The sequence below is a fragment of the Actinoallomurus sp. NBC_01490 genome (assembly GCF_036227085.1).
Lineage (GTDB): Bacteria > Actinomycetota > Actinomycetes > Streptosporangiales > Streptosporangiaceae > Actinoallomurus > Actinoallomurus oryzae.
On sequence record NZ_CP109433.1, the window covers coordinates 7,214,728 to 7,238,246 of the forward strand.

At 72.1% G+C, this 23,519-nt stretch carries 22 protein-coding genes; 17 read left to right on the plus strand and 5 right to left on the minus strand.

Translation table 11 applies throughout. The features are described from left to right. The first annotated feature begins 9 nt into the window (after nucleotides 1–9). Complete coding sequence (locus OG417_RS33545) at nucleotides 10–609, plus strand: SRPBCC family protein (protein ID WP_329237159.1); 600 nt, start codon at nucleotides 10–12, stop codon at nucleotides 607–609. A gap of 15 nt (nucleotides 610–624) precedes the next feature. Here the strand turns inward: OG417_RS33545 and OG417_RS33550 are convergent, their stop codons facing one another. Next, a complete protein-coding gene (locus tag OG417_RS33550; RefSeq protein ID WP_329237161.1) occupies nucleotides 625–1,797 on the minus strand; it encodes an amidohydrolase family protein in 1,173 nt (390 codons plus the stop codon). A 72-nt stretch (nucleotides 1,798–1,869) separates the two neighbouring features. On the opposite strand from OG417_RS33550, the gene OG417_RS33555 reads away from it, so the two are divergent. From OG417_RS33555 to OG417_RS33575, 5 genes are read left to right on the plus strand one after another with little or no spacing between them, the layout of a single operon-like run. After that, nucleotides 1,870–3,324 (plus strand): aldehyde dehydrogenase family protein, encoded by a 1,455-nt coding sequence (locus OG417_RS33555; RefSeq protein ID WP_329237164.1) that lies wholly within the window; start codon nucleotides 1,870–1,872, stop codon nucleotides 3,322–3,324. A gap of 13 nt (nucleotides 3,325–3,337) precedes the next feature. After that, nucleotides 3,338–4,960 carry a thiamine pyrophosphate-binding protein gene (locus OG417_RS33560; protein WP_329237167.1) on the plus strand — a complete coding sequence of 541 codons (1,623 nt, stop codon included), beginning with the start codon at nucleotides 3,338–3,340 and terminating at the stop codon, nucleotides 4,958–4,960. Further along, nucleotides 4,957–6,126, plus strand: coding sequence for a CaiB/BaiF CoA transferase family protein (locus tag OG417_RS33565; protein ID WP_329237169.1), 1,170 nt, complete (start codon nucleotides 4,957–4,959; stop codon nucleotides 6,124–6,126). The genes OG417_RS33560 and OG417_RS33565 overlap by 4 nt, the downstream gene beginning before the upstream one ends. Before the next feature lie 23 nt (nucleotides 6,127–6,149). After that, nucleotides 6,150–6,800 (plus strand): GntR family transcriptional regulator, encoded by a 651-nt coding sequence (locus OG417_RS33570; protein WP_329237172.1) that lies wholly within the window; start codon nucleotides 6,150–6,152, stop codon nucleotides 6,798–6,800. Beyond that, entirely contained in the window at nucleotides 6,797–7,267 is a 471-nt protein-coding gene (locus OG417_RS33575) for a RidA family protein (RefSeq protein ID WP_329237175.1), read from the plus strand. Before OG417_RS33570 ends, OG417_RS33575 begins: the two co-directional genes overlap by 4 nt. Here OG417_RS33575 and OG417_RS33580 read toward each other — a convergent pair. The 3 genes from OG417_RS33580 to OG417_RS33590 all read right to left on the minus strand — a co-directional run bounded on the left by OG417_RS33580 (nucleotide 7,239) and on the right by OG417_RS33590 (nucleotide 10,254). After that, nucleotides 7,239–7,916 (minus strand): GntR family transcriptional regulator, encoded by a 678-nt coding sequence (locus OG417_RS33580; RefSeq protein ID WP_329237178.1) that lies wholly within the window; start codon nucleotides 7,914–7,916, stop codon nucleotides 7,239–7,241. The genes OG417_RS33575 and OG417_RS33580 overlap by 29 nt on opposite strands. A gap of 121 nt (nucleotides 7,917–8,037) precedes the next feature. After that, on the minus strand, nucleotides 8,038–8,736 hold the full coding sequence (locus tag OG417_RS33585) for a 4-carboxy-4-hydroxy-2-oxoadipate aldolase/oxaloacetate decarboxylase (RefSeq protein WP_329237181.1): 699 nt from the start codon (nucleotides 8,734–8,736) through the stop codon (nucleotides 8,038–8,040). A 144-nt stretch (nucleotides 8,737–8,880) separates the two neighbouring features. Then, a complete protein-coding gene (locus OG417_RS33590) occupies nucleotides 8,881–10,254 on the minus strand; it encodes an MFS transporter (protein WP_329237184.1) in 1,374 nt (457 codons plus the stop codon). Between the two features lie 245 nt (nucleotides 10,255–10,499). Between OG417_RS33590 and OG417_RS33595 the strand changes: the two genes are divergently transcribed. Genes OG417_RS33595 through OG417_RS33610 form a run of 4 tightly spaced genes read left to right on the plus strand, consistent with a single transcriptional unit; the run spans nucleotide 10,500 to nucleotide 13,733 of the window. Beyond that, nucleotides 10,500–11,426, plus strand: a complete 927-nt coding sequence (locus OG417_RS33595; RefSeq protein WP_329237186.1) for a DUF6282 family protein — start codon at nucleotides 10,500–10,502, stop codon at nucleotides 11,424–11,426. Then, nucleotides 11,423–12,211: an NAD(P)-dependent oxidoreductase gene (locus OG417_RS33600; protein WP_329237189.1), complete on the plus strand. Its 789-nt coding sequence runs from the start codon at nucleotides 11,423–11,425 to the stop codon at nucleotides 12,209–12,211. The genes OG417_RS33595 and OG417_RS33600 overlap by 4 nt, the downstream gene beginning before the upstream one ends. Continuing rightward, nucleotides 12,208–12,867 carry a GntR family transcriptional regulator gene (locus OG417_RS33605; protein WP_329237192.1) on the plus strand — a complete coding sequence of 220 codons (660 nt, stop codon included), beginning with the start codon at nucleotides 12,208–12,210 and terminating at the stop codon, nucleotides 12,865–12,867. The genes OG417_RS33600 and OG417_RS33605 overlap by 4 nt, the downstream gene beginning before the upstream one ends. A gap of 20 nt (nucleotides 12,868–12,887) precedes the next feature. Next, entirely contained in the window at nucleotides 12,888–13,733 is an 846-nt protein-coding gene (locus OG417_RS33610) for a DUF72 domain-containing protein (protein ID WP_329237195.1), read from the plus strand. A 58-nt stretch (nucleotides 13,734–13,791) separates the two neighbouring features. Here the strand turns inward: OG417_RS33610 and OG417_RS33615 are convergent, their stop codons facing one another. Continuing rightward, the gene (locus tag OG417_RS33615; RefSeq protein ID WP_329237198.1) at nucleotides 13,792–14,661 is read right to left on the minus strand and encodes a FadR/GntR family transcriptional regulator; all 870 of its coding nucleotides are present in this window, start codon (nucleotides 14,659–14,661) and stop codon (nucleotides 13,792–13,794) included. 83 nt (nucleotides 14,662–14,744) lie between these two features. On the opposite strand from OG417_RS33615, the gene OG417_RS33620 reads away from it, so the two are divergent. The 7 genes from OG417_RS33620 (at nucleotide 14,745) to OG417_RS33650 (ending at nucleotide 23,413) form a co-directional block, all read left to right on the plus strand. Beyond that, nucleotides 14,745–15,605 (plus strand): HpcH/HpaI aldolase/citrate lyase family protein, encoded by an 861-nt coding sequence (locus tag OG417_RS33620; protein ID WP_329237201.1) that lies wholly within the window; start codon nucleotides 14,745–14,747, stop codon nucleotides 15,603–15,605. Between the two features lie 152 nt (nucleotides 15,606–15,757). Next, nucleotides 15,758–17,206, plus strand: coding sequence for an MFS transporter (locus OG417_RS33625; RefSeq protein WP_329237203.1), 1,449 nt, complete (start codon nucleotides 15,758–15,760; stop codon nucleotides 17,204–17,206). 53 nt (nucleotides 17,207–17,259) lie between these two features. Continuing rightward, on the plus strand, nucleotides 17,260–17,784 hold the full coding sequence (locus OG417_RS33630; RefSeq protein WP_329237206.1) for a MaoC family dehydratase: 525 nt from the start codon (nucleotides 17,260–17,262) through the stop codon (nucleotides 17,782–17,784). Further along, nucleotides 17,781–18,986, plus strand: coding sequence for a CaiB/BaiF CoA transferase family protein (locus OG417_RS33635; RefSeq protein WP_329237209.1), 1,206 nt, complete (start codon nucleotides 17,781–17,783; stop codon nucleotides 18,984–18,986). Before OG417_RS33630 ends, OG417_RS33635 begins: the two co-directional genes overlap by 4 nt. 1 nt (nucleotide 18,987) lies before the next feature. Next, a complete protein-coding gene (locus OG417_RS33640) occupies nucleotides 18,988–20,151 on the plus strand; it encodes an acyl-CoA dehydrogenase family protein (RefSeq protein ID WP_329237212.1) in 1,164 nt (387 codons plus the stop codon). A 151-nt stretch (nucleotides 20,152–20,302) separates the two neighbouring features. Further along, nucleotides 20,303–21,685, plus strand: coding sequence for an MmgE/PrpD family protein (locus OG417_RS33645; protein WP_329237216.1), 1,383 nt, complete (start codon nucleotides 20,303–20,305; stop codon nucleotides 21,683–21,685). A 513-nt stretch (nucleotides 21,686–22,198) separates the two neighbouring features. Further along, nucleotides 22,199–23,413: a sialidase family protein gene (locus OG417_RS33650; protein ID WP_329237219.1), complete on the plus strand. Its 1,215-nt coding sequence runs from the start codon at nucleotides 22,199–22,201 to the stop codon at nucleotides 23,411–23,413. Nucleotides 23,414–23,519: the final 106 nt, after the last annotated feature.

A 23,519-nucleotide genomic window follows, 5' to 3' on the forward strand; every position in this document is an offset into this window, starting at 1 on the left:
GAGACACCGGTGCGGCTGCGGAACGCGTTCCAGGTACCCACGAGCATCGACACCGCCTGGGAGGTGCTCACCGACATTCCACGCCTGGCTCCCTGCATGCCCGGAGCCCGTCTCGACGAGCCGTCCGGCGGCGGGGAGTTCACCGGCGCGGTCAAGGTGAGAGTCGGCCCGATCGGAGTCGAGTACCGGGGCACCGCCCGCGTGCTGGAGCGCGACGACGCGGGGCGGCGGATGGTGGTGGAGGGCCGGGCGCGCGACGTCCGCGGCCAGGGCGACGCCACGGCGGTGATCACGCTGACCGCCCGCGAGGAGTCCGGCACGACGATGGCCGAGGTCGTCACCGACCTCGACATCAGCGGGCGGATCGCCCAGTTCGGACGAGGCGCGCTGGAGCAGGTGAGCGGCCGTCTCGTGGAGGAGTTCGCCGGGCGGCTGCGCGCCGAGGTGACGGGCGGCACGCCGCCGCCCCCCGCCGCGGACGCCGTGAGCCTGCGCACCCTGCTTCCCGGCCGGCCCTCGCCCGCCGCTCTGCGGTACGTGGCCGCCGCCGCGGCGACCGCGGCGGCCCTGGCGGTCCTGGCCGTCAGGGCACGCCGCGGGCGTCGCTGAACGATGCGGACCTGGTCAGTACGCCGTGACCGCCGCGCTCGCCTGAGGCGGCGGAGTCTGCTCGCTGCGCCCGCTGACCAGCGGGACACCGTCGACGAGAACCGCGGAGATGCCCGGCAGGTCGCCGAGGGCGAAGCACTCCAGCGCGTCCGTGCCGCGCGAACCCTTGATCGGGCCCAGCACGACGAGATCGGCCGGGCGCCCGGGGGCGAGCACGCCCTGGGGCAGGCCGTGCCGGGCGGCGGTGTTGCCGGTGGCCGCCGCGACGGCGAGTTCGGGCGCGAGTCCGCAGACCGAGGCGAGGAAACAGATGTTGCGCATCATGCCTCGGGGGATCACGCCCGTGCCGCCGGGCGTGTCGGTGCCCACGGTGAGCCGGTCGAGCCGGCCGGCCTCGCGCAGGTGGTCGACCGTGACCATGGTCGCCCGGTAGTTCATCGAGCTGCACACCTCGAAACCGGCGTCCGGCAGGTCGTCGATGACACCGCGAATCTCCTCGTCGGGCATGGGGATCGGGCCGCCGGAGATGTGCCCGACCACGTCCGGCCGTACGGCGGCGACCACGTCACGGCCGGCGACCCGGCTCGAGCCCGAGCGCGAGACGCCGCCCGAGTGCATCTTCACGGTCATGCCGCGCTCGGCCGCCCAGCGCATGTACTCGACCGCCTCGCCGTCGTCGAGGCGGTTCCAGTCGTAGAAGATGAACTTGAGCTGCCGGATGCCGGCCTCGGCCATCTGGTCGAAGTGCGCGGCGGTCATGCCCGGCACCAGCAGCAGCGTCCCCGCCTCGACCTTCACCCCCGAGGGCCGCGTCCGCGCGAGAGTGGCGCGCGACAGCCGTGCCAGGCCGAGGACCAGGTCGGGGGTGAGGTCCTCGAACGGCAGACCGGGGACGTGCAGCTCGCCGGCCGAGACCATCGTCGTCGTCCCGCCGTGCAGGTAGTTGTGGATCCAGCCGACCGCGTTCTGGGCCGGCGTCCACTCCCCCACGGTCGGATGCACGTGGCCGTCCACCAGGCCGGGGATGACGGTGAGCCCGTTCGCGTCGACGACCGTGTCGGGAGCCGGGCAGTCGCCGCCGACCGAGGTGATCACGCCGTCCTCGACCACCAGCGTCGTGTCGCGCACCGGTGGCGCCGCGTCCCCCGTCACGAGCAAGCCGATACCGGTCACCAGCGTCCGTCCCACGGTGCCTCCCAGGATTGATCGGAGAATACGGACTATGTATACATGATACGTGACCCCACGGAAGGTGCTCAGATGACGACTGCGGTGCAGAGCCTCGTCGGCGGCCGGTGGCGGGACGGGTGCGGAGCCGCCCGTACGTCGGTGAATCCGGCGCGCCCCGGCGAGGTGGTCGCCGAGTTCTCGGCGGCCGGCGACCAGGACGCCGAGGACGCGATCGCCGCGGCGAACGCGGCGGCCCACGCGTGGGCGCGCACGCCCATCCACGAACGGGCCGCCGTGCTGCGCCGCGCCGCGGACCTGCTCGACGCCCGTGCCGAGCCGGTGGGCACCGAGTTGACCCGCGAGGAGGGCAAGACCCGGCCCGAGGGGATCGCGGAGGTGCGCCGCGCGGCGGAGATCCTCCGGTTCCAGGCCGATGAGGCCAACCGGGACGCCGGCGAGATCTACGCGTCGCCGCGCCGGGAGGAGCGGATCCTCGTGGTGCGCAAGCCGCTCGGTGTCGTCGCGATCGTCACGCCGTGGAACTTCCCGATCGCCATCCCCGCATGGAAGATCGCCCCCGCGCTCGTGCACGGCAACTGCGTCGTGTGGAAGCCCGCGAGCCTCGTCCCACTCCTCGCCTACCGCTTCGCCGAGGCCCTCGTCGAGGCGGGACTGCCCGCCGGCGTGCTCTCACTCCTGCTCGGCCCCGGATCGACCGGGTCGTACCTGGCCCGGCATCCCGGCGTGGCCGCGGTGAGCTTCACCGGCTCCACCGAGATCGGCACGGAGCTCATGGTGACCTGCGCGGGACTGCGCAAGCCCGTGCAGACCGAGATGGGCGGCAAGAACGCGGCCGTCGTGCTCGCCGACGCCGACCTCGACGTGGCCGCCGAGCAGATCGTGCTCGGTGCCATGCGGTCGACCGGGCAGAAGTGCACGGCGACGTCGCGGCTGATCGTCGAGAAGCCGGTCTCGGACGACCTGCTCGCCCGCGTCCGCCGCCGGCTCGACGGGCTGAACGTCGGCGACCCGCTCCTGGAGGAGACCGACATGGGCCCGGCGGCCTCGCTCGACGCCCGCGACTCGATCTTCGCCGGCATCGACGGGGCGGTGGCCGACGGCGCCGAGGTCCTCACCGGCGGTGGCCGTTTCGCGGACGAACGCGCGGACGCGGCGTTCGTACCGCCGACCCTGCTCCGCCTGTCCTCCACCGACCCGGCCGTATGGCGCGAGGAGGTGTTCGGGCCGGTCCTGTCGGCCGTCACCGCGACCTCGGCCGACGAGGCGTTCGCACTGGCCAACGACTCGCCGTTCGGGCTCGCGGCGTCGGTCTTCACCGAGGATCTCGGCCGGGCCATGCGCGCCGTCGACGAGTGCGCCGTAGGCGTCCTGCACGTGAACTCCGAGACCGCCGGCGCCGATCCGCATGTGCCCTTCGGCGGGGTAAAGGACAGTGGGTCGGGGCCGAAGGAGCAGGGGCGGGCGGCGCGCGAGTTCTTCACCCACACCACGACGGTCTACCTGCGCCCCGGCGCGCGAACCTGAAAGGAGAGCCGCCATGGAGGAGGCATCAGTCGCCCGGCGTGTACTCGAGGCGTTCGAGCGGGCGGGCGTACGTAAGGCGTTCGGCCTGCCCGGGGTGCACAACCTCGCGTTCTGGCGCGACGCCGGACCGGGCACTCCGGAGATCGTCGGTGTGCGGCACGAGCAGACCGCGGTGTACGCGGCCGACGGGCTGGCGCGCGCGACCGGCGGGCTCGGTGTCGCCCTGACGACCACGGGACCCGGCGCGGCGAACGCCGCGGGGGCCTTCGGTGAGGCCGCCGCGGCCGGCTCGCCGGTCGTGCTGGTCGCCAGCGAGGTGTCCACGGCGCTGCGCCGGCCGGGGACCGTACGGGGCATCCTGCACGAGTCACGCGACCAGGCCGGCATCTTCGCCCCCCTGGCCAAGGCGGTGTACCGGCCGCGGACCGCCGCGGAGGCCGGTGCGGCGGTCGGCGACGCGGTGCTGACCGCCATGTCCTGGCCGCGCGGGCCGGTCTACGTCGACATCCCGACGAATGTGCTCACCGAGCCCCTGCCGCCGATCGAGGTCTCCGCGCCGACACGCCGGCCCCCTGGCCTCGGGCAGGTCGACCGGCTGGCCGCGCTGCTGGAGGAAGGCGTCGGCACCGTGATCTGGGCCGGCGGAGGCGTCGTGCAGTCCGGCGCCGAGGCTGAGCTGGTCGCGCTGGCCGAGCGCCTGGACGCGCCGGTGGTCACCACGTACGCCGCGCGCGGCTCGATGCCGCCCGGTCACCCCCTGCACGTCGGCCTGCCGCCGCACGAGCCCGAGGTGGCCGAGCTCATCGAGAAGACGGGCCTGCTGCTCGCCCTGGGTACCGGCTTCGACGGCATGATGACCAGGAACTGGCGGATGCCGCTGCCCGGCCGTCTGGCGGTGGTGAACTGCGCCGAGGAGGACCTCGCCAAGAACCTCACTCCGGACGTCGCCGTACTGGGCGACGTCCGCACCGTGCTGGTCGAGCTGCTCGGTCTCCTCACGCCCAGACCTCCGGGAGCCGCGGAGGGGCTGGGGGCACTGCGCGAGGCGACCCGCGGCCGTCTGACGGCCGACCCGCGCACCGCCGAGGCGATGCGGTTCCTCGCGAGCGTGGAGTCCGCGCTCGGCGAGGACACGGTGGTCGTCTGCGACATGGCCATCCCCGGCTACTGGTACGGCGGGTACGGACGGGTCGCGGGCGGACGCCTGCTGCAGTACCCGGTCGGCTGGGGCACGCTCGGCTACGCCCTGCCCGCCTCGGTCGGACCGGCCGCGGACGGGCGGCCGACCCTCGTGATCTCGGGCGACGGTGGCCTGATGTTCGCGCTGGGAGAGTTCATGACGCTGGCCGAACGCCGCCTGCCGGTCACCGTCCTGGTCCTCGACGACGGCGGCTACGGCATGCTCCGGTACGACCAGGAGGTCGCCGGCGACCCGATCCGCGGCACCGACCTGCGCAACCCGGAGTGGGAACGGCTGGGCGAGGCGTTCGGCGTCCCCGCGACCGTCGTCGACGGGGTCGGTGAGGCGCTGGCGGGCGCACTCGCCGAGGCGCTCTCCGATCCGGGGCCACGGCTGGTCGTCGCACGAGCCGCGTTGCTGCCCCCGAAGACGACGTCGCCGAGGTGGTTCGAGTGACCGGCCCGCTGGACGGCGTGCTCGTCGCCGACTTCTCCCGCGTGCTGTCGGCCCCGCTCGCGACGATGTTCCTCGCCGACCTCGGCGCCGACGTGATCAAGGTGGAGCGACCCGGCACCGGCGACGACACCCGGCAGTGGGGACCGCCGTACTGGGGAGACCAGAGCACCTACTTCCTCGCGGCCAACCGCAACAAGCGCAGCGTCGCCCTGGACCTGCGAACCGATCGCGGCCGGACGGCGGCGCTGACGCTGGCCTCACGCGCCGACGTCGTCGTGGAGAACTTCCGGCCCGGCACGATGGACTCCTTCGGCCTCGGGTATGAGGCCGTACGGGGACCCAACCCCCGCGTCGTGTACTGCTCGGTGTCCGGCTACGGATCCGGAGCGGGCCGCGACCGTTCCGGCTACGACTTCGCGGTGCAGGCCGCCGGCGGGCTGATGAGCATCACCGGGCCGGCCGACGGGGAGCCGACGAAGGTCGGCGTCGCACTCGTGGACGTGCTGACCGGCCTGCACGCGGTCATCGGCATCCAGGCCGCGCTGTACGAGCGGCGGCGGACCGGACGCGGGCGGCACGTCGAGGTCAACCTGCTCTCGTCGCTGCTCGCGAGCCTGGCGAACCAGGCCTCGGCCTTTCTGTGCACCGGTGAGGTGCCCGGCCGGCTCGGCAACGACCATCCGAGCATCGCGCCGTACCAGCTCGTGCGGACCGCGACCCGGCCGGTGGCCCTCGCGGTGGGCAATGACGTGCAGTTCCGCGCGCTGGCCCATGCCTTCGACGCGGACGACCTGGCCGCCGACCCGCGGTTCGCCACCAACCGGGACCGGGTGGCGAATCGCGGGGCGCTGGATGAGGCGCTGGCCGGGCTGCTGTCGGCGTTCGACGCTGATGAGGTCATCGCGCGCTGCGCGGCGAACGGGGTGCCCGCCACACCGGTGAACGACCTGGCCCAGGCGTTCGCGCTGGCCGAGGAGCTCGGGCTGGACCCGGTCGCGCGGGAACCGGAGAGCGGCTGGGCGCCGCAGGCGGCGAACCCGATCAGGTTCGACGGGGAGATTCCGGCGTATCGGCTGCCGCCGCCAAGGCTCGGCGAGCACGACAATGATATTCTCCGCTGGCTCGATACAATGGAAGAAAATCCGATGACTCCTGGAGCACGTTGATGTCACTCCCGAAACGGACATTCGTGCGTCCACCCACCGCGCAGGAGGCCGTTCTCCGAGAACTGCGCGACGCCATTATCAGCGGAGCGATCGCGCCGGGCACGCAGCTTCTCCAGGAGGAGGTGGCAGAGCAATTCGGCGTCAGCCGCGTCCCGGTGCGCGAGGCACTGCGCATCCTCGAGGGCGAAGGCCACCTGACCCACACGGCGCAGCGCGGCTACTATGTCACCGCGCTCGACATCGATGACCTGGTCGAGATCTACCGGCTGCGGCAGCTTCTCGAGTCCGCCGCCGTCCGGCACACGGCCGGCCGGCTCACCGAGGCGGACCTGACGGTCATGCGCGAGCTGATCGAAAAGATCGACGAGGCGGGCGCCGCCGATGATATCGGCGGCATCGCACGCGCCAACCGTGATTTTCACTTCATGCTCATCGACTCGCCGGGACAGGCACGCCTCGTACGCCTGATTCATCAGCTGTGGGATGTCTCGTCCCCGTATCGCTCGCACTATTTCGCCGGTAAGGAAAATCGCGAACGGCTACAGAAAGAACACCGCGCGATTCTGCGTGCCGCCACCGCCGGGGACACCGAAAAAGTGATCGAACTCCTGGATCTGCACCGCCGGAACGCCATCGCCGAGCTCGCGGCCGCACTCAGCGAGCAGCCGTCGTGACCCCGCGCGAACGGGCCGTGAGCCTGGGCATCGACCTGCCGCCCCCGGCGCGTGCCCTCGGCGCCTACACGCCGGTCCGCGTGGAGGGCCGGCAGGCCTGGGTCTCGGGCCACACGGCGCGCCGGCCGGACGCCGGCCGCGTGACCGGTGTGGTCGGCGAGGACGTCGACGTGGCGACCGCGCGGGACGAGGCGCGTACGGCGGCGATCAACCTGCTCGCGGCGCTGGAGTCCACCGTCGGGATCGACGCCGTCGACGGGGTCCTGCACCTGCGCGGGTACGTGCGCGCCGCCTCCGGCTTCACCGAGCATCCGCGGGTGATCGACGGGGCGTCGGACCTGCTGCACGAGGTCTTCGGGACCGATGGCGCGCACGCGCGTACGGCGGTCGGCGTCGCGTCGTTGCCGGGAGGTGCGTGCGTCGAGGTGGAGGCGGTCTTCACTCTGCGGACCGCGTACCCCCGCTGACCGTGCTGCGGATCGACTCGACCGTGCCGGTCCGGTGGGTGTGCATCGTCTCCAACATCGCGTCGACGTCGTGGTCACGCGCGGCGTTGAGGAGCCGCCGGTGCTCCTGGCGGTCGCGCAGCTCCGACAGGCGCGTCTTCATGTAGTAGGAGCGGTAGAGGTCGGAGACGTCCCACATCTGGCTGAGGATGCGCAGCAGGTGCTTGCGCCCCGACATCTCGAACAGCGCGAAGTGGAACCGCCGGTGCGCGGCGAGCCACTCGCTCCAGTCCGCCTCCTTCTCCGCTCGGATCATGGTGTCCAGATCGGCGGTCATCGCCGCGATGGTCTCGGCCGAGATGTTGTCCACGGCCTCCCGCAGGGCCTCGCTTTCGAGGATCTGCCGGATGTCCTGGATCTGCTGGAGCTCCTCGACGTCGATCCGGGTCACCTGGTAGCCACGGTGCGGTGAGTAGGTGACCAGCCCCTGGCCTTCCAAGGTGCGCAGCGCGTCACGGACGGGCACCCGGCTCACGCCGTAGCGCTCGGCGATCTCGTCCTGCATGATCTGGCTGCCCGGAACCAGGTCACCGCTGAGGATCTCGCGCCGCAGCTCCTGCAGCACCGCGGCCTGCGCGGTAGGTGGACGCTTACTCAGCCCAGGACGCACTGCATACACTCCGAATGCCGGACAACGGTAGGAAGCACCTCGACCCTCAGCCTATGCGGTCGGCCCGCCTGTGCGGGCGGCGCCGGCGGCGTGAGCGCACCGGCCCTCCCGGCGCTCCGCGTCAGCCCTCGGTGTACTCGGCGGCGGTGACGTACTCCACGCCCTGCTCGCGCAGGAGGGTGCGGAGGTCGTAGCGGTCGAGGCCGAGTTGGCCGCCGGCCAGGGCCGCGCGGGTGGCCTCCTCCTTCTCGGTCCGGGCCCGGGCCTTCCGTACGCCCTCGGTGGCGTCGGCGCGGGGGACGCATAGGACGCCGTCGTCGTCGGCCAGGATGACGTCGCCCGGGCGGACCAGGCCGCCGCCCACGACGACCGGCACGTTCACCGCGCCGGCGGTCGCCTTCACCGTGCCCTGGGCGCTCACCGCGGCCGACCAGACGGGGAAGCCCATGGCGTTCAGTTCGGCGACGTCGCGGACGCCCGCCTCGATGACCAGCCCGCGCACGCCGCGGGAGCGCAGTGACGTGGCGAGCAGTTCGCCGAACATCCCGTCGGTGCACGGCGAGGTCGTCGTGACCACGAGGATGTCGCCGGCCGTGCACTGCTCGACCGCCGCGTGGATCATCAGGTTGTCGCCGGGCGCGCACAGCGCGGTGACCGCGTTCCCGGCGATGCGCGTGCCGCGCTGGATCGGGCGCAGGCCCGTGCCCAGGTACCCGATCCGGCCCAGGGCCTCGTGCACGGTGGCGACCCCGTACCCGGCGAGATCGTCGACCACCGTCAGGTCGGTGCGCGTGATGTCGGTGACGACCACTTTCCTCATGACAGCTCCCCGGTGACCTGTGGGTAGAGACGCATGTACGCCTCGGCGCGCGGCGGGTGGTCGCCGGCGTCGAGGGACTCGATCTCGGCGCCGCGCGCCGGCTCTCTGGTCGTCATGGGATCCTCCCGCATCTCGGTGTGCGTCTCAGACGGCGCTCGGCGCGGCCGCCGGCTCGGCGTTCGCGTCGAAGTCGACGTCCCGGGTCTCGGGCCCGATCAACGCGCCCGCCAGGATGAGGACGCCGCCCAGGACGAGCAGCACGACGGGCGTGTACGTGTAGGGGATGAGGTGTTTCAGCCAGTCCTGGTAGTAGGCGTAACCGGCCGTCACCAGCAGCGGAAGGCTGTAGCCCATGCCGAAGCCGCTGCCGCGGACCGCGGCCGGGAACCGCTCGCAGATGTAGGACGGCGTCACCGCGAACATGCTGGCGCCGCTGAGCCGCACCAGCAGGGTCAGGGCGAACACCAGCGGCAGGCCCGACCACGGCCCTTCCGCCAGGAACGCGAACGCGGCGGCGCAGACGACGCCGACGCTCACCCCGCAGGCGATGAAGAACGTGCGGCGCCCGATCCGGTCCGTCAGCGCGCCGATCAGCGGGAAGCAGAAGGTGTGCACGAACTGCGCGAGCACCAGCGTGCCGGTGATCTGCGTCGGGGTCAGCGTCGTCTGGGAGCCGAGCAGCGTGGGGAGCAGCCCGGACGCCATGTTGGAGGCGAACCAGACGCCGGCCATGAGGACGAACACCTGCCAGAAGCTGCGCCGGGCGGAGCCGAACAGGACGGTCTTGAGCGGGTTCTCGCGCTTCTTCGTCCGGGCGGAGGCGAGCCAGACCGCCGACTCGCGCACCGTACGTGAGTAGTACACGAGGAAGATCACGCCGAGGACCGCACCGGCCGCGAAGGGGACCCGCCAGCCCCACTCGGCGTAGGCCGAGTCGGGTCCGCCCGCCGGGGCGATGTGCAACATCAGGAAGCTGAGCAGCGAGATCGAGCAGTACGACAGCGGGAATCCGATGCTGACCAGGCTTCCGTACAGGCCACGGCGCCCGTGCGGGGCGATCTCCATGGCGAGCGGGATGGCGCCGGTGTACTCGCCGCCGAGGAAGACGCCGTCGACGAACCGCAAGAGGATCATCGCGGCGACGGCCCACAGGCCGATCTGCGCGTGACCGGGCAGGGCGGCGATGATCCCGGTGGTGACCGCGCAGCCCGCGACCGACAGCAGCGTCACCCGCCGCCGGCCGACGCGGTCGGCGAGCCGGCCGAAGATGAGCGAGCCGAGCGGGCGGCCGATCAGCGTGGAGACGAAGACGGCCGCGGTGATGATCGCCTTGGTTCCCGGCGGAACGGAGGACGGCACGAAGTAGGACAGGGCGGGGGCGAGCGCGATGGTCGGCAGGTAGACGTCGAACATGTCGACGAAGAAGCCGAACGCCCCGCCGATCACGGCGGCTCGGCGCTGGGCGGTGTCGGGAGCGGGGGCGGGGGCTGGGGCGGGGGCGGGCGGGGTCGAGGTCATGGAGCACCAAGTCCGGAGCCCGCCGGAGGCCGCAAGCGAGCTCCAATTGTTGACAATCGTGTGGCCAATCGTGGGGCGACGGGCCGCGACTGTCAAGGGGTCGGTCGCGAACCCTCCCCCTCAATACCCCGATTGAACTGCGAGATCTCTGGCCAGACTGACCGGGTCTTCGCCGCGGCGGCATTGCGAGCCCGCCCTGACAGAGTTAGATTGTCAACATTATTGCTGTACATTCGGAGACGAACATGACCAACGCTTCGCCCCCGTCCCCGCGGGCACGCGCCCTCGTCGAAGGCGCGTACGACACGCACATCCACGTCGCCCCGGACGTGATGGAGCGCCGGATCGACGACATCGACCTCGCGCGGCGGTTCGCCGACGTGGGGATGGCGGGCTTCGTGCTCAAGTCCCACTACGTACCCACCGCGGAACGGGCCCAGGTCGTCCGCAAGGTGGTGCCCGAGGTCCACGCCCTGGGCGCCATCACGCTGAACGGCTCGGTGGGCGGCCTGAACCCCTCGGCGGTGGAGATCGCCGGCCGCCTGGACACGCGTGTCGTGTGGATGCCGACCGTCGACAGCCGCAACCAGCGGGACAGCCGGGCGCAGGACCCGGCGGGCGCCAAGCCGCCGATGTGGGCCGCGCTCCAGGACGACCTGCGAGCCGCCGGCATCGAGCCGCCGGCCGTCGACGTGGTCGGCGCCGACGGCGCGGTCACCGAGGCAGTACGCGACGTGCTCACCGTCGCCGCCAAGCACGGCATGACCCTCGCCACCGGGCATCTCAACGCCGCGGAGATCGTCGCCGTCGCCGACGCGGCCTTCGACGCGGGCGTACGCTGTGTCGTCGTGACGCACCCGGAGTTCACCTCACAGCGTCTCCCCGTGGACGTGCAGCGCCGGCTCGCCGAGCGCGGTGCGCTCCTCGAACGGTGCTTCACCACCGCGCACACCGGCAAGGTCACCTGGCGACGGCTGCTGGACAACATCCGGGCCGTCGGGCCGGAGCACTCGGTGCTCTCCAGCGACCTGGGACAACCGTTCAACCCGCCGGTCGAGGACGGCCTGGCGATCATGGCCGACACGCTGCTGGAAGACGGATTCTCCGAGAAGGAGATCCAGGTCATGACGGTCGCCAACAGCCGCCGGGTCGCGGGCGAGGAGGCCCGATGACGGCCGCGGGGTGCGTCGCCGTACTGGGCCTCGGCGAGGCGGGCGGCGCGATCTCCCAGGACCTGGCCGCCGCGGGCGTCCGCGTGCGCGCCTACGACCCGCTGCCGCTGCCGTCGGACGGCCTCATCTCGTGTTCGGACGAGGCCGACGCCGCTCGCGGCGCCGACCTGATCCTCAGTGTGAACAGCGCGAAGGCCGCCGAGGACGCGCTGCGAGCGGGCCTGGCCGGTGTGGGTGAGGGCGCCGTGTGGGCGGACCTGAACACCGCCGCGCCCGCGCTCAAGCGCCGGCTCGGGGAGCTGGCCGCCGAGGCCGGCGTCGCGTTCGCCGACGTGTCGCTCATGGCGCCCGTGCCGGGCAAGGGGCTGTTCACGCCCATGCTGGTGTCCGGCCCGGCCGCGCGCGCCTACGCCGGCCTGCTCGGCCCGGTGGGCGCGCGGGTCACGACGCTCGACGGACCCGCCGGGGAGGCGGCCACCCGCAAGCTGCTGCGCAGCGTGTTCTTCAAGGGCATGGCCGCGGCGGCGGTCGAGGCGCTGCACGCCGCCCGGCAGGCCGGGCTCGAGGACTGGATGCGGCAGCACATCGCCGAGGAGCTCGCCTCCGCCGACGAGACGTTCGCCGGACGGCTGGAGACCGGCAGCTACCGCCACGCGGTGCGCCGTGCCGAGGAGATGCGCGCCGCGTCACAGCTGCTCGGCGAGCTGGACGTGCCCGCGCGGATCAGCGACGCGAGCCGCGCCTGGCTCGACCAGCTCGCCGGAGAGCCGGCGCCGGACCAGTGACCGCGACACCGCGCCCGCCCGCCGGCACGGCTCCGGCCACGAGCGACGGCGTGTCGGCGGCGATCCGTGAGGCGATCCTCGCCGGCGAGTTCGTGCCGGGGCAGCGCCTCGTCGAGGCGGACCTGTCCGCGCGGTTCGGCACGAGCCGCGGAAGCGTGCGCGCGGCGCTGTTCGACCTGGCCAACGAGGGCATCGTCGAGCGTGTCCAGAACCGCGGCGCGCGCGTCCGCGCCGTCACGCTCGACGAGGCCATCGAGATCTCCGAGGTCCGCATGGCGGTCGAGGGCCTGTGCGCGGCCAAGGCCGCCGAGCGCATCACCGACGAGCAGATCGCCGAGCTCCGCGCGCTCGGCGCCGCGATGCGCGCGGCCGTGTCGGAGGGCCAGGTCACGCGCTACTCCGAGCTCAACCAGACGCTCCACGGGCGGATCCGGCAGATCAGCGGCCAGTCGACCGCGGCCGGGGTGCTGGAGCGGCTCCGCGCGCAGAACGTCCGCCACCGGTTCCGGCTCTCCCTCATCCCCGGACGGCCGCACGTCTCCCTGGCCGAGCACCTGGCCATCATCGACGAGGTCTGCGCCCGCGCTCCGGAGGCGGCCGAACGCGCCGCCCGCCGCCACCTGCTGAGCGTCATCGACGCCCTCGGCTCCGTGTGACAGGCGCTAGCGTCGTTCTCATGCGGCTTCATGTGGGATGCGCGATGTGGACGCACGCGTCGTGGCAGGGCCGGTTCGTGCCCGCCTCCTCGCGGGAACGGCTGCGGTCGTACGCGACCTGGTGCAACGCGGTGGAGGGCAACACGACGTTCTACGCGACGCCGTCGCGGGAGACCGTACGGACCTGGGCGGAGCAGACCGATCCCGGCTTCCGCTTCGTGGTCAAGCTGCCCAAGGCGATCACGCACGAGCGCCGCCTCGGGGACGTCGAGGAGGACCTGCGGGCCTTCCTGACCGCGATCGAGCAGCTCGGGCCGCGGGTCCACGCCCTGTGGGTGCAGCTCCCCCGGTCGTTCGCGCCGGGTGACGCCGGTGTGCTGGCCGGTTTCCTGCGCCGGCTCCCCCGGACGTACCGCACCGCGGTCGAGGTCCGCCACCCGGCGTTCTTCGAGGACGCGCGGGCCGCCCGGCTCCTGGAGCGGGTGCTGGCCGGCCCCGGCGCCGAGTGGGTGCCGTTCGACACCGTCACGCTGTTCCAGAGCCCGCCGTCCAGCGACGCCGAGCGGGACGCGTGGCTGAAGAAGCCGCGCGTGCCCCGCAGGACGGCCGCGCTCACCGACCGCCCGATCGTCCGCTACCTCGGCCGCGACTCCACGGAGCGTACGGTCGAGGGCTGGCAGGAGTGGGTCGGCGCGGTCGCGGGCTGGCTGCGCGAGGGCCGCTCCCCCACGGTGTTCGTGCACACCCCCGACAACGCCGACGCGCCCGCACTCGCCCGGCGCTTCCACGACGAGGTACGCGCACGCGTGCCGGAGCTCGAGCCGCTGCCCGAACCCGCGCCGGTCGAACCACTGAGCCTGTTCTGACCGTACGGCCCCGCTCGGGGTTGAGTGCCGGCGCCGAACGCCTCGGTGGGTCTCCTCTTCAGGCGCCGGGGCCGCCGCGCCAGGTGCCCGGGTGTCCGTAGAGCTCCCGCAGGTCGAGCAGGTGGTTGCGCATGGCCTCCTCGGCTTCGGCCGCCTCACCACGGTTGATGTGCTCGGCGATGGTGGCGTGGCAGGCATCGACCCCGTCCCACTCCTCCTGGGCGACGGCGGCGCGGTCGAGCCGGGTGCGCAGCACGTCGCTGACCGGCTGACCCATCATCGTGAACATCAGGTTGCCCGTGGCCATGAGGATCAGGGTGTGGAAGTCCATGTGGGAGACGAAGCCGCTCGGATCGTTGGAGTCCCGGGGGGCCGTGGCCGCGGCTCGCAACGCCTCGACGGTCTCCTCGTCGGCCCGTTGGGCGGCCAGCCGGGCCGCGGCGGGTTCGAGCAGGAGGCGGGCCTCGAGGAGGTCGCCGATGCCCAGTTGCGGGGTCGCCACCAGCACGCCGAGTGCGCCGCCGACGTCCTCGACCAGCTTGGCCGGGTCCGGGGCGGCGACGAACGAGCCGCCCTGGACTCCTCGCCTCGTCTCGACCAGGTGCTGGCTGGTCAACGCTCGCAGCGCCTCCCGGACCGTTGACCGGCTGACTCCGAACATCCTGGTCAGCTCGGCCTCCGCGGGAAGGCGTACGCCGGGTTCGAGGATGCCCCGCATGATCTGCGAGCGGAGCTCGTCGGCCACCTGCCGGTAGGCCGGCCGGACCTTCTGGACGCGCAGATGCGCGGTCGGCGTCCCGCGGCGGCGCGTTCCGGTGCCGGCGACGTCGCGGTGGTACGCGCCGTCGTCGTCCGTCGTGCCGCGGTCGCCGCCGGGCCCGGTCGCCGGAAGCGCGGCGGCGCCTCGTTGGTCCGGGGTCGGGGCCATGTGATCACGCTCCCCTTCGGTTGCTTGCATCCTACCGGCGGTACGGGTAGACCAGCGCGGCCACATGTATAAAAGTCGGACGTATGAATCCAACCCCGCTCGACGCGCGGACCGCAGTGCTCGCCGCGCGCACCCTGCTGTTCGTTCCCGGTGACCGTCCGGACCGCTTCGCCAAGGCCGCGGCGTCCGGAGCCGACCTCGTCGTCCTCGACCTGGAGGACGCCGTCGCGCCCACGGCCAAGCCGGCCGCCCGGGAGGCCGTGTGCGAATGGCTGGCCTCCTCCGGGCGAAGCGCGATGGTGCGGATCAATCCGCCCGGGACCGAGTGGTACGCGGCCGACGTCCGCGCGGTGGCCGCCGTCGCTCAAGCCTCCGGCGGGGCTCTCGTTCCGGCAATGCTGCCGAAGGCGCAGGACCCGGCCGAGGTGACTGCGCTCGTGTCCGCACTGGGGCCGTCCGCCCACGTCGTACCGCTGATCGAGACCGCACTCGGCGTGCATCGCGCCGTCGAGGTCTGCGGTGTGCCCGGGGTCGTGCGGCCCGCGTTCGGCAGCGTGGATCTGGCGGCGGAGCTCGGGGTCGACCCGGACGACCGCGGCGCGCTCTGCCACGCGCGCTCGGCCCTCGTGCTCGGTGCCCGGGCGGCCGGAGCGGGTGCGCCGATCGACGGAGTGACAACGGCGGTGCGGGACGAGGCGGCCCTGCTCGCCGACTGCGCCCACGGCCTGTCCCTGGGTTTCACCGCCAAGTTGTGCATCCACCCGGCGCAGGTGGGACCGGTCGCGGCCGCGCTCTCGCCGACGCCGGAGCAGGTCAGGTGGGCTCGGTCGGTGGTCGAGGCGGCCGCCGCGGGCGGGGTCGCCGTCGTCGACGGGAAGCTCGTCGACGGGCCGGTGGTGAACCGGGCGCGCACGGTACTCCTTCGCGCCGGCGTGACGGCCTAGGCGGTCCAACCGATCGAAGCCTATCCGCTCAAGGTCTTGCCGAGTAAAACGTCTGACATTTACCGTGTCCCCATCGCGAACACTCCGGTCACCCCGCCCGGTGCGGGTGGGGCCCGCCGAGCGCGCACCGGAGCGCGCCGAGGGAGGACGCCATGACCACAGGCCCGTCTCGACCGACCGACATCGACCTCGAAACCGGCACCGACACCGGCACCGATCCGGCCGGCTCCCCGGCCGCCCCGGACCCGGCAAGCACTGCGAACACCGACCTCGCCGCCCGGCTCGATCGGATCCCGATCGCCACGCCGATGCATCGCCGCTGGGTATGGCTGCTCGGCTACCTGTTCATCTTCGACCTCGTCGACCTCAACTCGTTCGCCTACGCCGCCCCGGCGCTGCGCAGCGAGTGGAAGCTGTCGATCGGCGGCGTGGGAGCGATCACCTCGGCGGGCTTCGTCGGGATGTTCCTCGGTGCGATCGCCGGCGGCCGGCTGTCGGACCGCCTCGGCCGGCGCCCCCTGCTCATCGGCGCCGTGTTCTTCTACTCGCTGTTCTCGATGCTCAGCGCGTTCTCGACCGGCCCGCTGATGCTCGGGGTGCTGCGCGTGCTCACCGGATTCGGGCTGCAGGCGATGACCGGCGTGCTGCTGGTCTGGGTCAGCGAGATGTTTCCGCGGTCGCTGCGCGGCCGTTATCAGGCGCTGCTGCTCGCCATCGGGCTCGCCGGCGTGCCGATCGCGGCGTGGGTGGCTCGGCTCGTCGTCCCCCTGGGCCACGGGGCATGGCGGTGGATCTTCGCGGTCGGCGCGCTGGGCGCGATCGGCGGCGTACTCGCGCTGCGCGTCCTGCCCGAGTCAGTGCGCTGGCGCGCGGCGCACGGCCGCACCGATGACCGTCGGGAGGCGGAACTGGTCGCAGTCATGGAGGCGCAGGCCGAAGCGCGTACCGGGCGGCCGCTGCCGCCGCCGGTGATCGACCGGCCGGTCGTTCCCGGGCGGTTGACCGAACTCCTGCACGGCACCACCCGTCGCAAGACGATTGTCGCCGCCTTGGCGTGCGTGTTCCTGATCCTGTCCTTCTACGGGTTCAGCTCGTGGGTGCCGACCCTGCTGGTCGAGCGGGGCTACACCACGGCGCAGAGCCTCACGTTCTCCTCGATCCTCGCCATCGCCGCCGTGCCGGGCGCACTTCTCGCGCTGCCGGTCATCGACCGGTTCGAGCGCAAGACAGTGATCTTCGGGTTCCAGATCGTCGTCCTGGTGCTCCTGCTGCTGTTCGGGCTCGTCCACAGCCCAGTGGCGATCATCGTCTGCGGTTTCGGCGCGGCCATGCTGATGCAGACCGGCGTCGCGACGCTCTACACCTACATCGCCGAGGTGTTTCCGCTGCACCTGCGCGGCCTCGGCTCCGGGATCGCGAACGGATCGGGCCGCCTGGCGGGCGTGCTCGGCGGATTCCTGGTCGCCGGGCTGTACTCGGGGATGGGCCAGACCGCGGTCTACACCTACCTGGCGGTCGCCGCGCTGCTCATGGGCCTGGTGATGGCGCTGTTCGGCGAGCGGACCACCAACCGGCGTCTCGAGGAGATCGAGCGCGAATGACCACCGATCAGCCGATATTCGGCATCGAATCCAACGCAGAGGGAGTGAACGGCGTGGCTGTGAAAGCCGGCTGGCAGGGACGGTTCTATGAGGACTTCCAGATCGGAGACGTGTACCAGCATCCGCTGGGCCGCACGGTCACCGAGACGGACAACTCCTGGTTCACGCTCCTGACGATGAACACCAACCAGGCGCACTTCAACGCGCAGGTGGGGCAGTCCTCGGAGTTCGGCCGGATGCTGGTCGTCTCGTCGCTGACCATCGCCATCGCGATCGGCCAGTCGGTCACCGACACGACCCAGAACGCCTTCGCGAATCTCGGTCTCGACGAGCTGAAGCTGACGGCCCCGGTCTTCGCCGGCGACACGATCTGGTCGGAGTCGATCGTGCTGTCCAAGCGGGAGTCCGGCTCGCGGCCGCACGCCGGGATCGTCTCGATCAGGACCCGGACGCTCAACCAGGACGCGGTGGAGGTGCTGTCCTTCAAACGCACCTTCTACGTGCACAAACGCGACGCCGACCGCGCGAGGTCGCTGTTCCCGCAAGCCGCCGAGCCGCTGACGCTGGAGAACTCGTGAGGCCGCTCGAGGACCTGCGGATCGTCTCCCTTGAGCAGTACGGAGCCGGCCCGTTCGGTTCGATGCACCTGGCCGAACTCGGCGCGGAGGTCATCAAGGTGGAGGACCCGTCGGCAGGCGGAGACGTCGGGCGGACGGTGCCGCCCTACGACGAGGACGGCGACTCGCTGTTCTTCCAGTCCTTCAACCGGGACAAGGCCTCGATCACCCTGGACATCCGCACGCCCGAAGGCCGGGAAGTGTTCGAGGACCTGGTCCGGACCTCCGACGCCGTGTACTCCAACCTGCGCGGAGACGTCCCCGAGAAGCTCGGGATCCGCTACGCCGATCTGAAGGACGTCAACCCGAGGATCGTCTGCTGCTCGCTGACGGGGTTCGGGATGACCGGACCGAGGTCGGCGGAGCCCGGCTACGACTACGTCCTGCAGGCGCTCGGCGGGTGGATGTCGCTGACCGGGGAGCCCGGCGGGGCACCGCAGAAAACGGGGCTCTCGCTGGTGGACTACTGCGGTGGGTACGTCGCCGCGATCGCTCTGCTGGCCGCGGTCCACGCGGCCCGCCGCGACGGTGCCGGGACGGACTGCGACCTGTCGCTCTACGACACCGCGATCAGCCTCCTGACCTACCCGGGCACCTGGCATCTGACGGCCGGGTACGAGCCCACCAGGACCCGGCACTCCGCGCACCCGTCGCTCGTTCCGTTCCAGGCGTTCGAGGCGGCCGACGGGTGGCTGGTCGTGGGGTGCGCCAAAGAGAAGTTCTGGCACCGGCTCACCGAGGTGATCGGCCGTCCGGACCTGGCCGCCGACCCGCGCTACGCCACCTTCGCCGACCGCAACCGGAATCGGGACACGCTTCTGCGGCTGCTGGAGGAGATCTTCCGCACGCGGACGGTCGCGGACTGGCTGGCGCCGTTGTACGCGGCGTCGATTCCGTGCGCCCCGATCAAGGACGTCGCGGACGCCATGACCGACCCGCACACGCTCGAGCGGGAGCTGATCGCCGAGACGCCCCATCCGGCGTTCGGGACGGTGCGCAGCCTGCGGAGCGCGGTCCGGGTGGGCCCGCCGGGAGCGGACCGGGAACCGACCCGCGGCGCACCGCCGATGGGGGCCGACACCGACCGCGTGTTGCGCGCGTTGGGCTACGACAACGACAAGATCGCCGCGCTGCGTGAGGCCGGCGTGCTGGGAAGGGGCTGACGTGGACTTCCGGCTGAACGATGGACAGCGACTCTTCCGGGACACGCTCCGGGACTTCGTCGACAGGGAGATCGTGCCGGTCGCGCGCGACTGGGAACACTCCGGGCGGTATCCCACGGAGATCGTCGAGGGCATGAGGCAGCTCGGTCTGTTCGGGCTGGCCGTACCGGAGGAGTACGGCGGGATCGCCGCGGACACCGTGTCGTTCGCGCTGACCTTCGAGGAGATCTCGCGGGGCTGGATGGGCGTCGCCGGCATCCTGGGCAGCCATTCCGTCTCGTGTTTCATGCTCGCCAAGCACGGCACCGAGGAGCAGAAGGCCAAGTACCTGCCGGAACTGGCCACCGGAGAACGGCGCACCGGAATCGCGCTGACCGAGCCGGGTGCGGGCACGGACCTGCAGGGGATCCGGGCCACCGCGCGCCGCGAGGGCGACGAGTACGTCATCAACGGGACCAAGATGTGGATCACCAATGCCAGGCACGCCGACCCGTTGCCGGTACTGGTGAAGACCGACCCCACGGCCGCTCCCGCGCACAGGGGGATGAGCATCCTGCTCGTCGAGGCCGGGACGCCCGGGCTGGAGGTCACCCGGGACATCGGCAAGCTCGGCTACAAGGGCCCCGAGTCCTGCGAGGTCGTCCTGGTCGACGTCCGGGTGCCGGCCGCACAGCTGCTCGGCGGCGTCGAGGGGCGCGGGATGCAGCAGGCGCTGTCCTCACTGGAGACCGGCCGGATCAACATCGCCGCCCGCAGCGTGGGCATCGCCCAGCGGGCGTACGACGAGGCGCTAGGTTACGCCCGCAAGCGCACCGCGTTCGGCCGGGCCATCGGGGACTTCCAGGCCGTGCAGCAGCGGCTGGCGGAGATCGCCGTGCGCCTGCAGGCCGCGCGGCTGATGACGTACTGGGCGGCGTCCCGGATGGATGACGGCGTCCGGATGGACACGGAGTCCGGCATGGCGAAGATCTTCGCTTCCGAGCAGGCGCTCGCCTGCGCGACCGATGCGATGCGGATCCACGGGGGTTACGGCTACTCGACCGAGTTCGAGGTCGAGCGGCTCTACCGGGACGCACCGCTCATGTCCATCGGCGAGGGCACGAACGACGTCCTGCGTGGCGTCGTGGCGAAGTCGCTTCTCGCCGGTAAGGCGACCATCCGGTGATGTTCCGGCCCGGTGACCCGGACGGTGTCCTCAGTGACCGCCGACGGGGCCGGTGCCGGATCGCCGGGCGAGCCCGGAGCTTCCCCTCCCGCCGGTCCCGGCCCGCCCGTGCGGCCGGCGTCCCGTCCGTCCTCGACCAGGAGGCTTACCGATGACGATCAGTTCTGTCCGTACCGCTCTCGCTCGGCAGGTGGGCGAGTTCGCCGCCGGTGCCGACCTGTCCGACGTGCCCGCGGCCGTACGGGAGCGTGCGCGCCACCTCGTCCTCGACGCCGTGGGGCTGGCATTCGCCTCGACCGCCTACCGGTTCCCGGCCGTCGCGCTGGAGGCCCTGGCGGCGTTCGGCGGCGGTGACCACCCGGTGCTCGGCATGCGGGACCGGCTCTCCGCCAGGGACGCCGCGGTGCTGAACGGCGTGCTCATCCACGGCATGGACTTCGACGACACCCACATCCCCGCCGTAACGCACGTGTCCGCGGCCGCTCTACCGGCGGCCCTGTCCGCCGCGGTGAGCCGGCGCGCCACCGGCGCGGACCTGCTCTTGGCGTACATCCTCGGCGTCGAGGTCTCGGCGCGGGTCGGGCTCGGCGGCGCGGGCGGGTTCCACGATGTCGGCTTCCATCCGACGGCCGTGGCCGGCGCCTTCGGCGCCGCAGTGGCCGCCGGGAAGATCGCCGGGCTCGACGCCGACGGGTTCGCCGCGGCGCAGGGAGTGGTCGGATCGATGAGCGCCGGGCTGCTCGAGTTCCTGGCCGATGGGGCCTGGACCAAGCGCCTGCACCCGGGCTGGGCCGCGATGTCCGGCCTCACCGCGGCGAGCTTCGCCGCGGCCGGGTGGACCGGCCCGGCTGCGGTCTACGAGGGTCGCTTCGGGCTGTACAACACGCATCTCGCCGGGCGCGAGGTCCGTCCCGAGGCAGTGGGAGCGGGGCTCGGTGACACCTGGGAGCTGGTCCGCACGGCGGTCAAGCCGTATCCCATCTGCCACTTCATCCACGCGTTCGCCGACGCCGCGCTCGCCGTACGCTCCGAGATCGGCGCAACGAAGATCGCCCGAATCCGGTGTGCGATCCACCCGGTGCCGGGCAAGGTCGTCTGCGAGCCGATGGCGGCGAAGCGTGCGCCGCGGGACGAGTACGACGCCAAGTTCAGCCTGCCGTATGTCGTCGCCGCGGCGCTGACCCGTGGCCGGTTCACGCTCGCCGAGCTCGAGGACGACGCCCTTCGCGACGCCGACATCCTGGCCCTGGCCGAGAAGGTTCAGGTATCGGAGGATTCGGACAGCGCGTTCCCGGCCGCCTACTCCGGCGCGGTCGAGATAGAACTGGCCGACGGGCGCGTGCTCCGACACCGTGAGCAGATCAACCGCGGGCATGACGAACGGCCGCTGAGCAACGCTGAGATCGTCGCCAAGTTCCGGGAGACGATCGGCGGGGTCGCCACCGATGCGACCGCGGACCGCGTGCTGAACGCCGTGCTCTCGCTCGGCGACGGCGCACCGGCCGCAGAGTTCGCGGAGGCGTGCCGCGCCTGACGGTCCGTCCGCATCGGGATGCCGGTGGGCCGCGCCAGAGGGCCCGGGACCGCAGATCGCGGCCCCGGGCGCCGTCGAGTGTCAGACGACGCTGATGCCCGGCATCGGGCAGAGCATCTTCTTCCGCGCCGGGAACTTCTTCACGCGGTCCACGGCACCGTCTTGCTCCGGCGACGATTCCGAGCACGGCTTGAAACCCGGGTGGGGCTATCCGATATTCCGGCGAAGACCGGACACGCGGCTCTGCGCTTTCCAGCAATATTCGGCCGAAGTGCAGGGCGTGAATGCGAACAGCCGGCCGTGGCGTTTATCCGCTATCGAGGAAAACGTCGACCGGACTCCACGGTGCGCAATTCGTCCGCACATGAGCGCGGCGTCCTCGGGCGCTCGACGGGACCCGCGGCGTCGGGAGTCCGGCGTCGCGCGAGCACCGGCGGGAGCCTTGACGCCCCTCGCGGGCACCGTTAGCTTTCCTCGGACATAGGACGTCCTACGTCCAGATTGGGGAGAGGCATGCGTCTGCACAAGCGCGGCGGTCCGGCGTTCGCCGCAGGGGTCACGGCCCTGCTCGCGGCCGTGGCCGCCGACGTGACACCGGCCCAGGCGGCGACGGCCCAGGCGGCACGGTCCGGGTGCGAGGTCTCCGTGCCGTACACGGCCGGAACCGAGGGCTACAGCGCGTTCCGCATACCGGCGGTAATCACCACGAAGTCGGGTGACCTGCTGGCGTTCGCCGAGGGCCGGTCGGACGGGCTCGGCGACGCGGGGAACATCGACACGGTCGTGAAGCGCTCGACCGACGGAGGCTGCACCTGGCAGCCACTGCGGGTCGTGCAGGACAGCGGCCCGAACACCTCCGGCAACCCCGCGCCCGTCGTCACCGCGAGCGGCCGCATCGTGCTGCTGACGACCTACAACGCGGGCACCGCGACCGAGACGCAGATCCTGCGCGGCCAGGTGCCGGCCGAGGACGGCAGGCGCGTGTTCACCCAGTACAGCGACGACGAGGGGGCCACCTGGTCCGCGCCACGCGAGATCACCGCGACGGCCAAGCTCCCGGACTGGCGCTGGTACGCCACCGGCCCCGGGCACGCGACGCGGCTGACCCACGGACCGCACCGCGGCCGGCTCGTCGTCCCGGCGAACCACTCCGTCGCGCCGCCGGCGGGCTCGGCCGACCTCGGCTCGGAGGCGAAGTACTACGGCGGGCACGACCTGTACAGCGACGACGACGGCCGTACCTGGCACATCGGCTACGTCGACGACAACACCGACGGCCAGGTCAACGTCAACGAGACCTCCGCCACCGAGCTGCCGGACGGGCGCGTCTACTTCAACACGCGCGACCAGAACGGCACCGCGGACGGGAACCGCGCCGACGCCTACAGCCTGGACGGCGGCCGGACCCTGCGCCGGCCGTTCCAGCCACAGCCGGCGCTCGCCGGACCGGTGGTCGAGGGCAGTGTCCTGCAGGCGCGCGGGCCCAAGGCTCCGCTGCTCTACTCCGGCCCGGCCGATCCGAGCAAGCGAGCGGTCATGACGCTGCGCACGAGCCGCGACGGCGGTGTCACGTGGCGGTCGGCGCTCACGCTCTCGCAACTGCCGGCGGCCTACTCCGACCTCGTCCAGATCGACGCGCGCACCGTCGGCCTGCTCTACGAGACGGGCAACGCCGGCGCCAACGAGACGATCACCTTCCGCCGCATCGACCTGGGCGGCCTGTCCTGAGAAGACCGCCTGGCGCCCCCGCTCAGCAGGGCATGGGGTCCCAGACGTCGCCCGGGGGACCCGCGCCCGTCGCGGGTCCCCCGGGCGCGGAAAGTCGTCGGGCCCG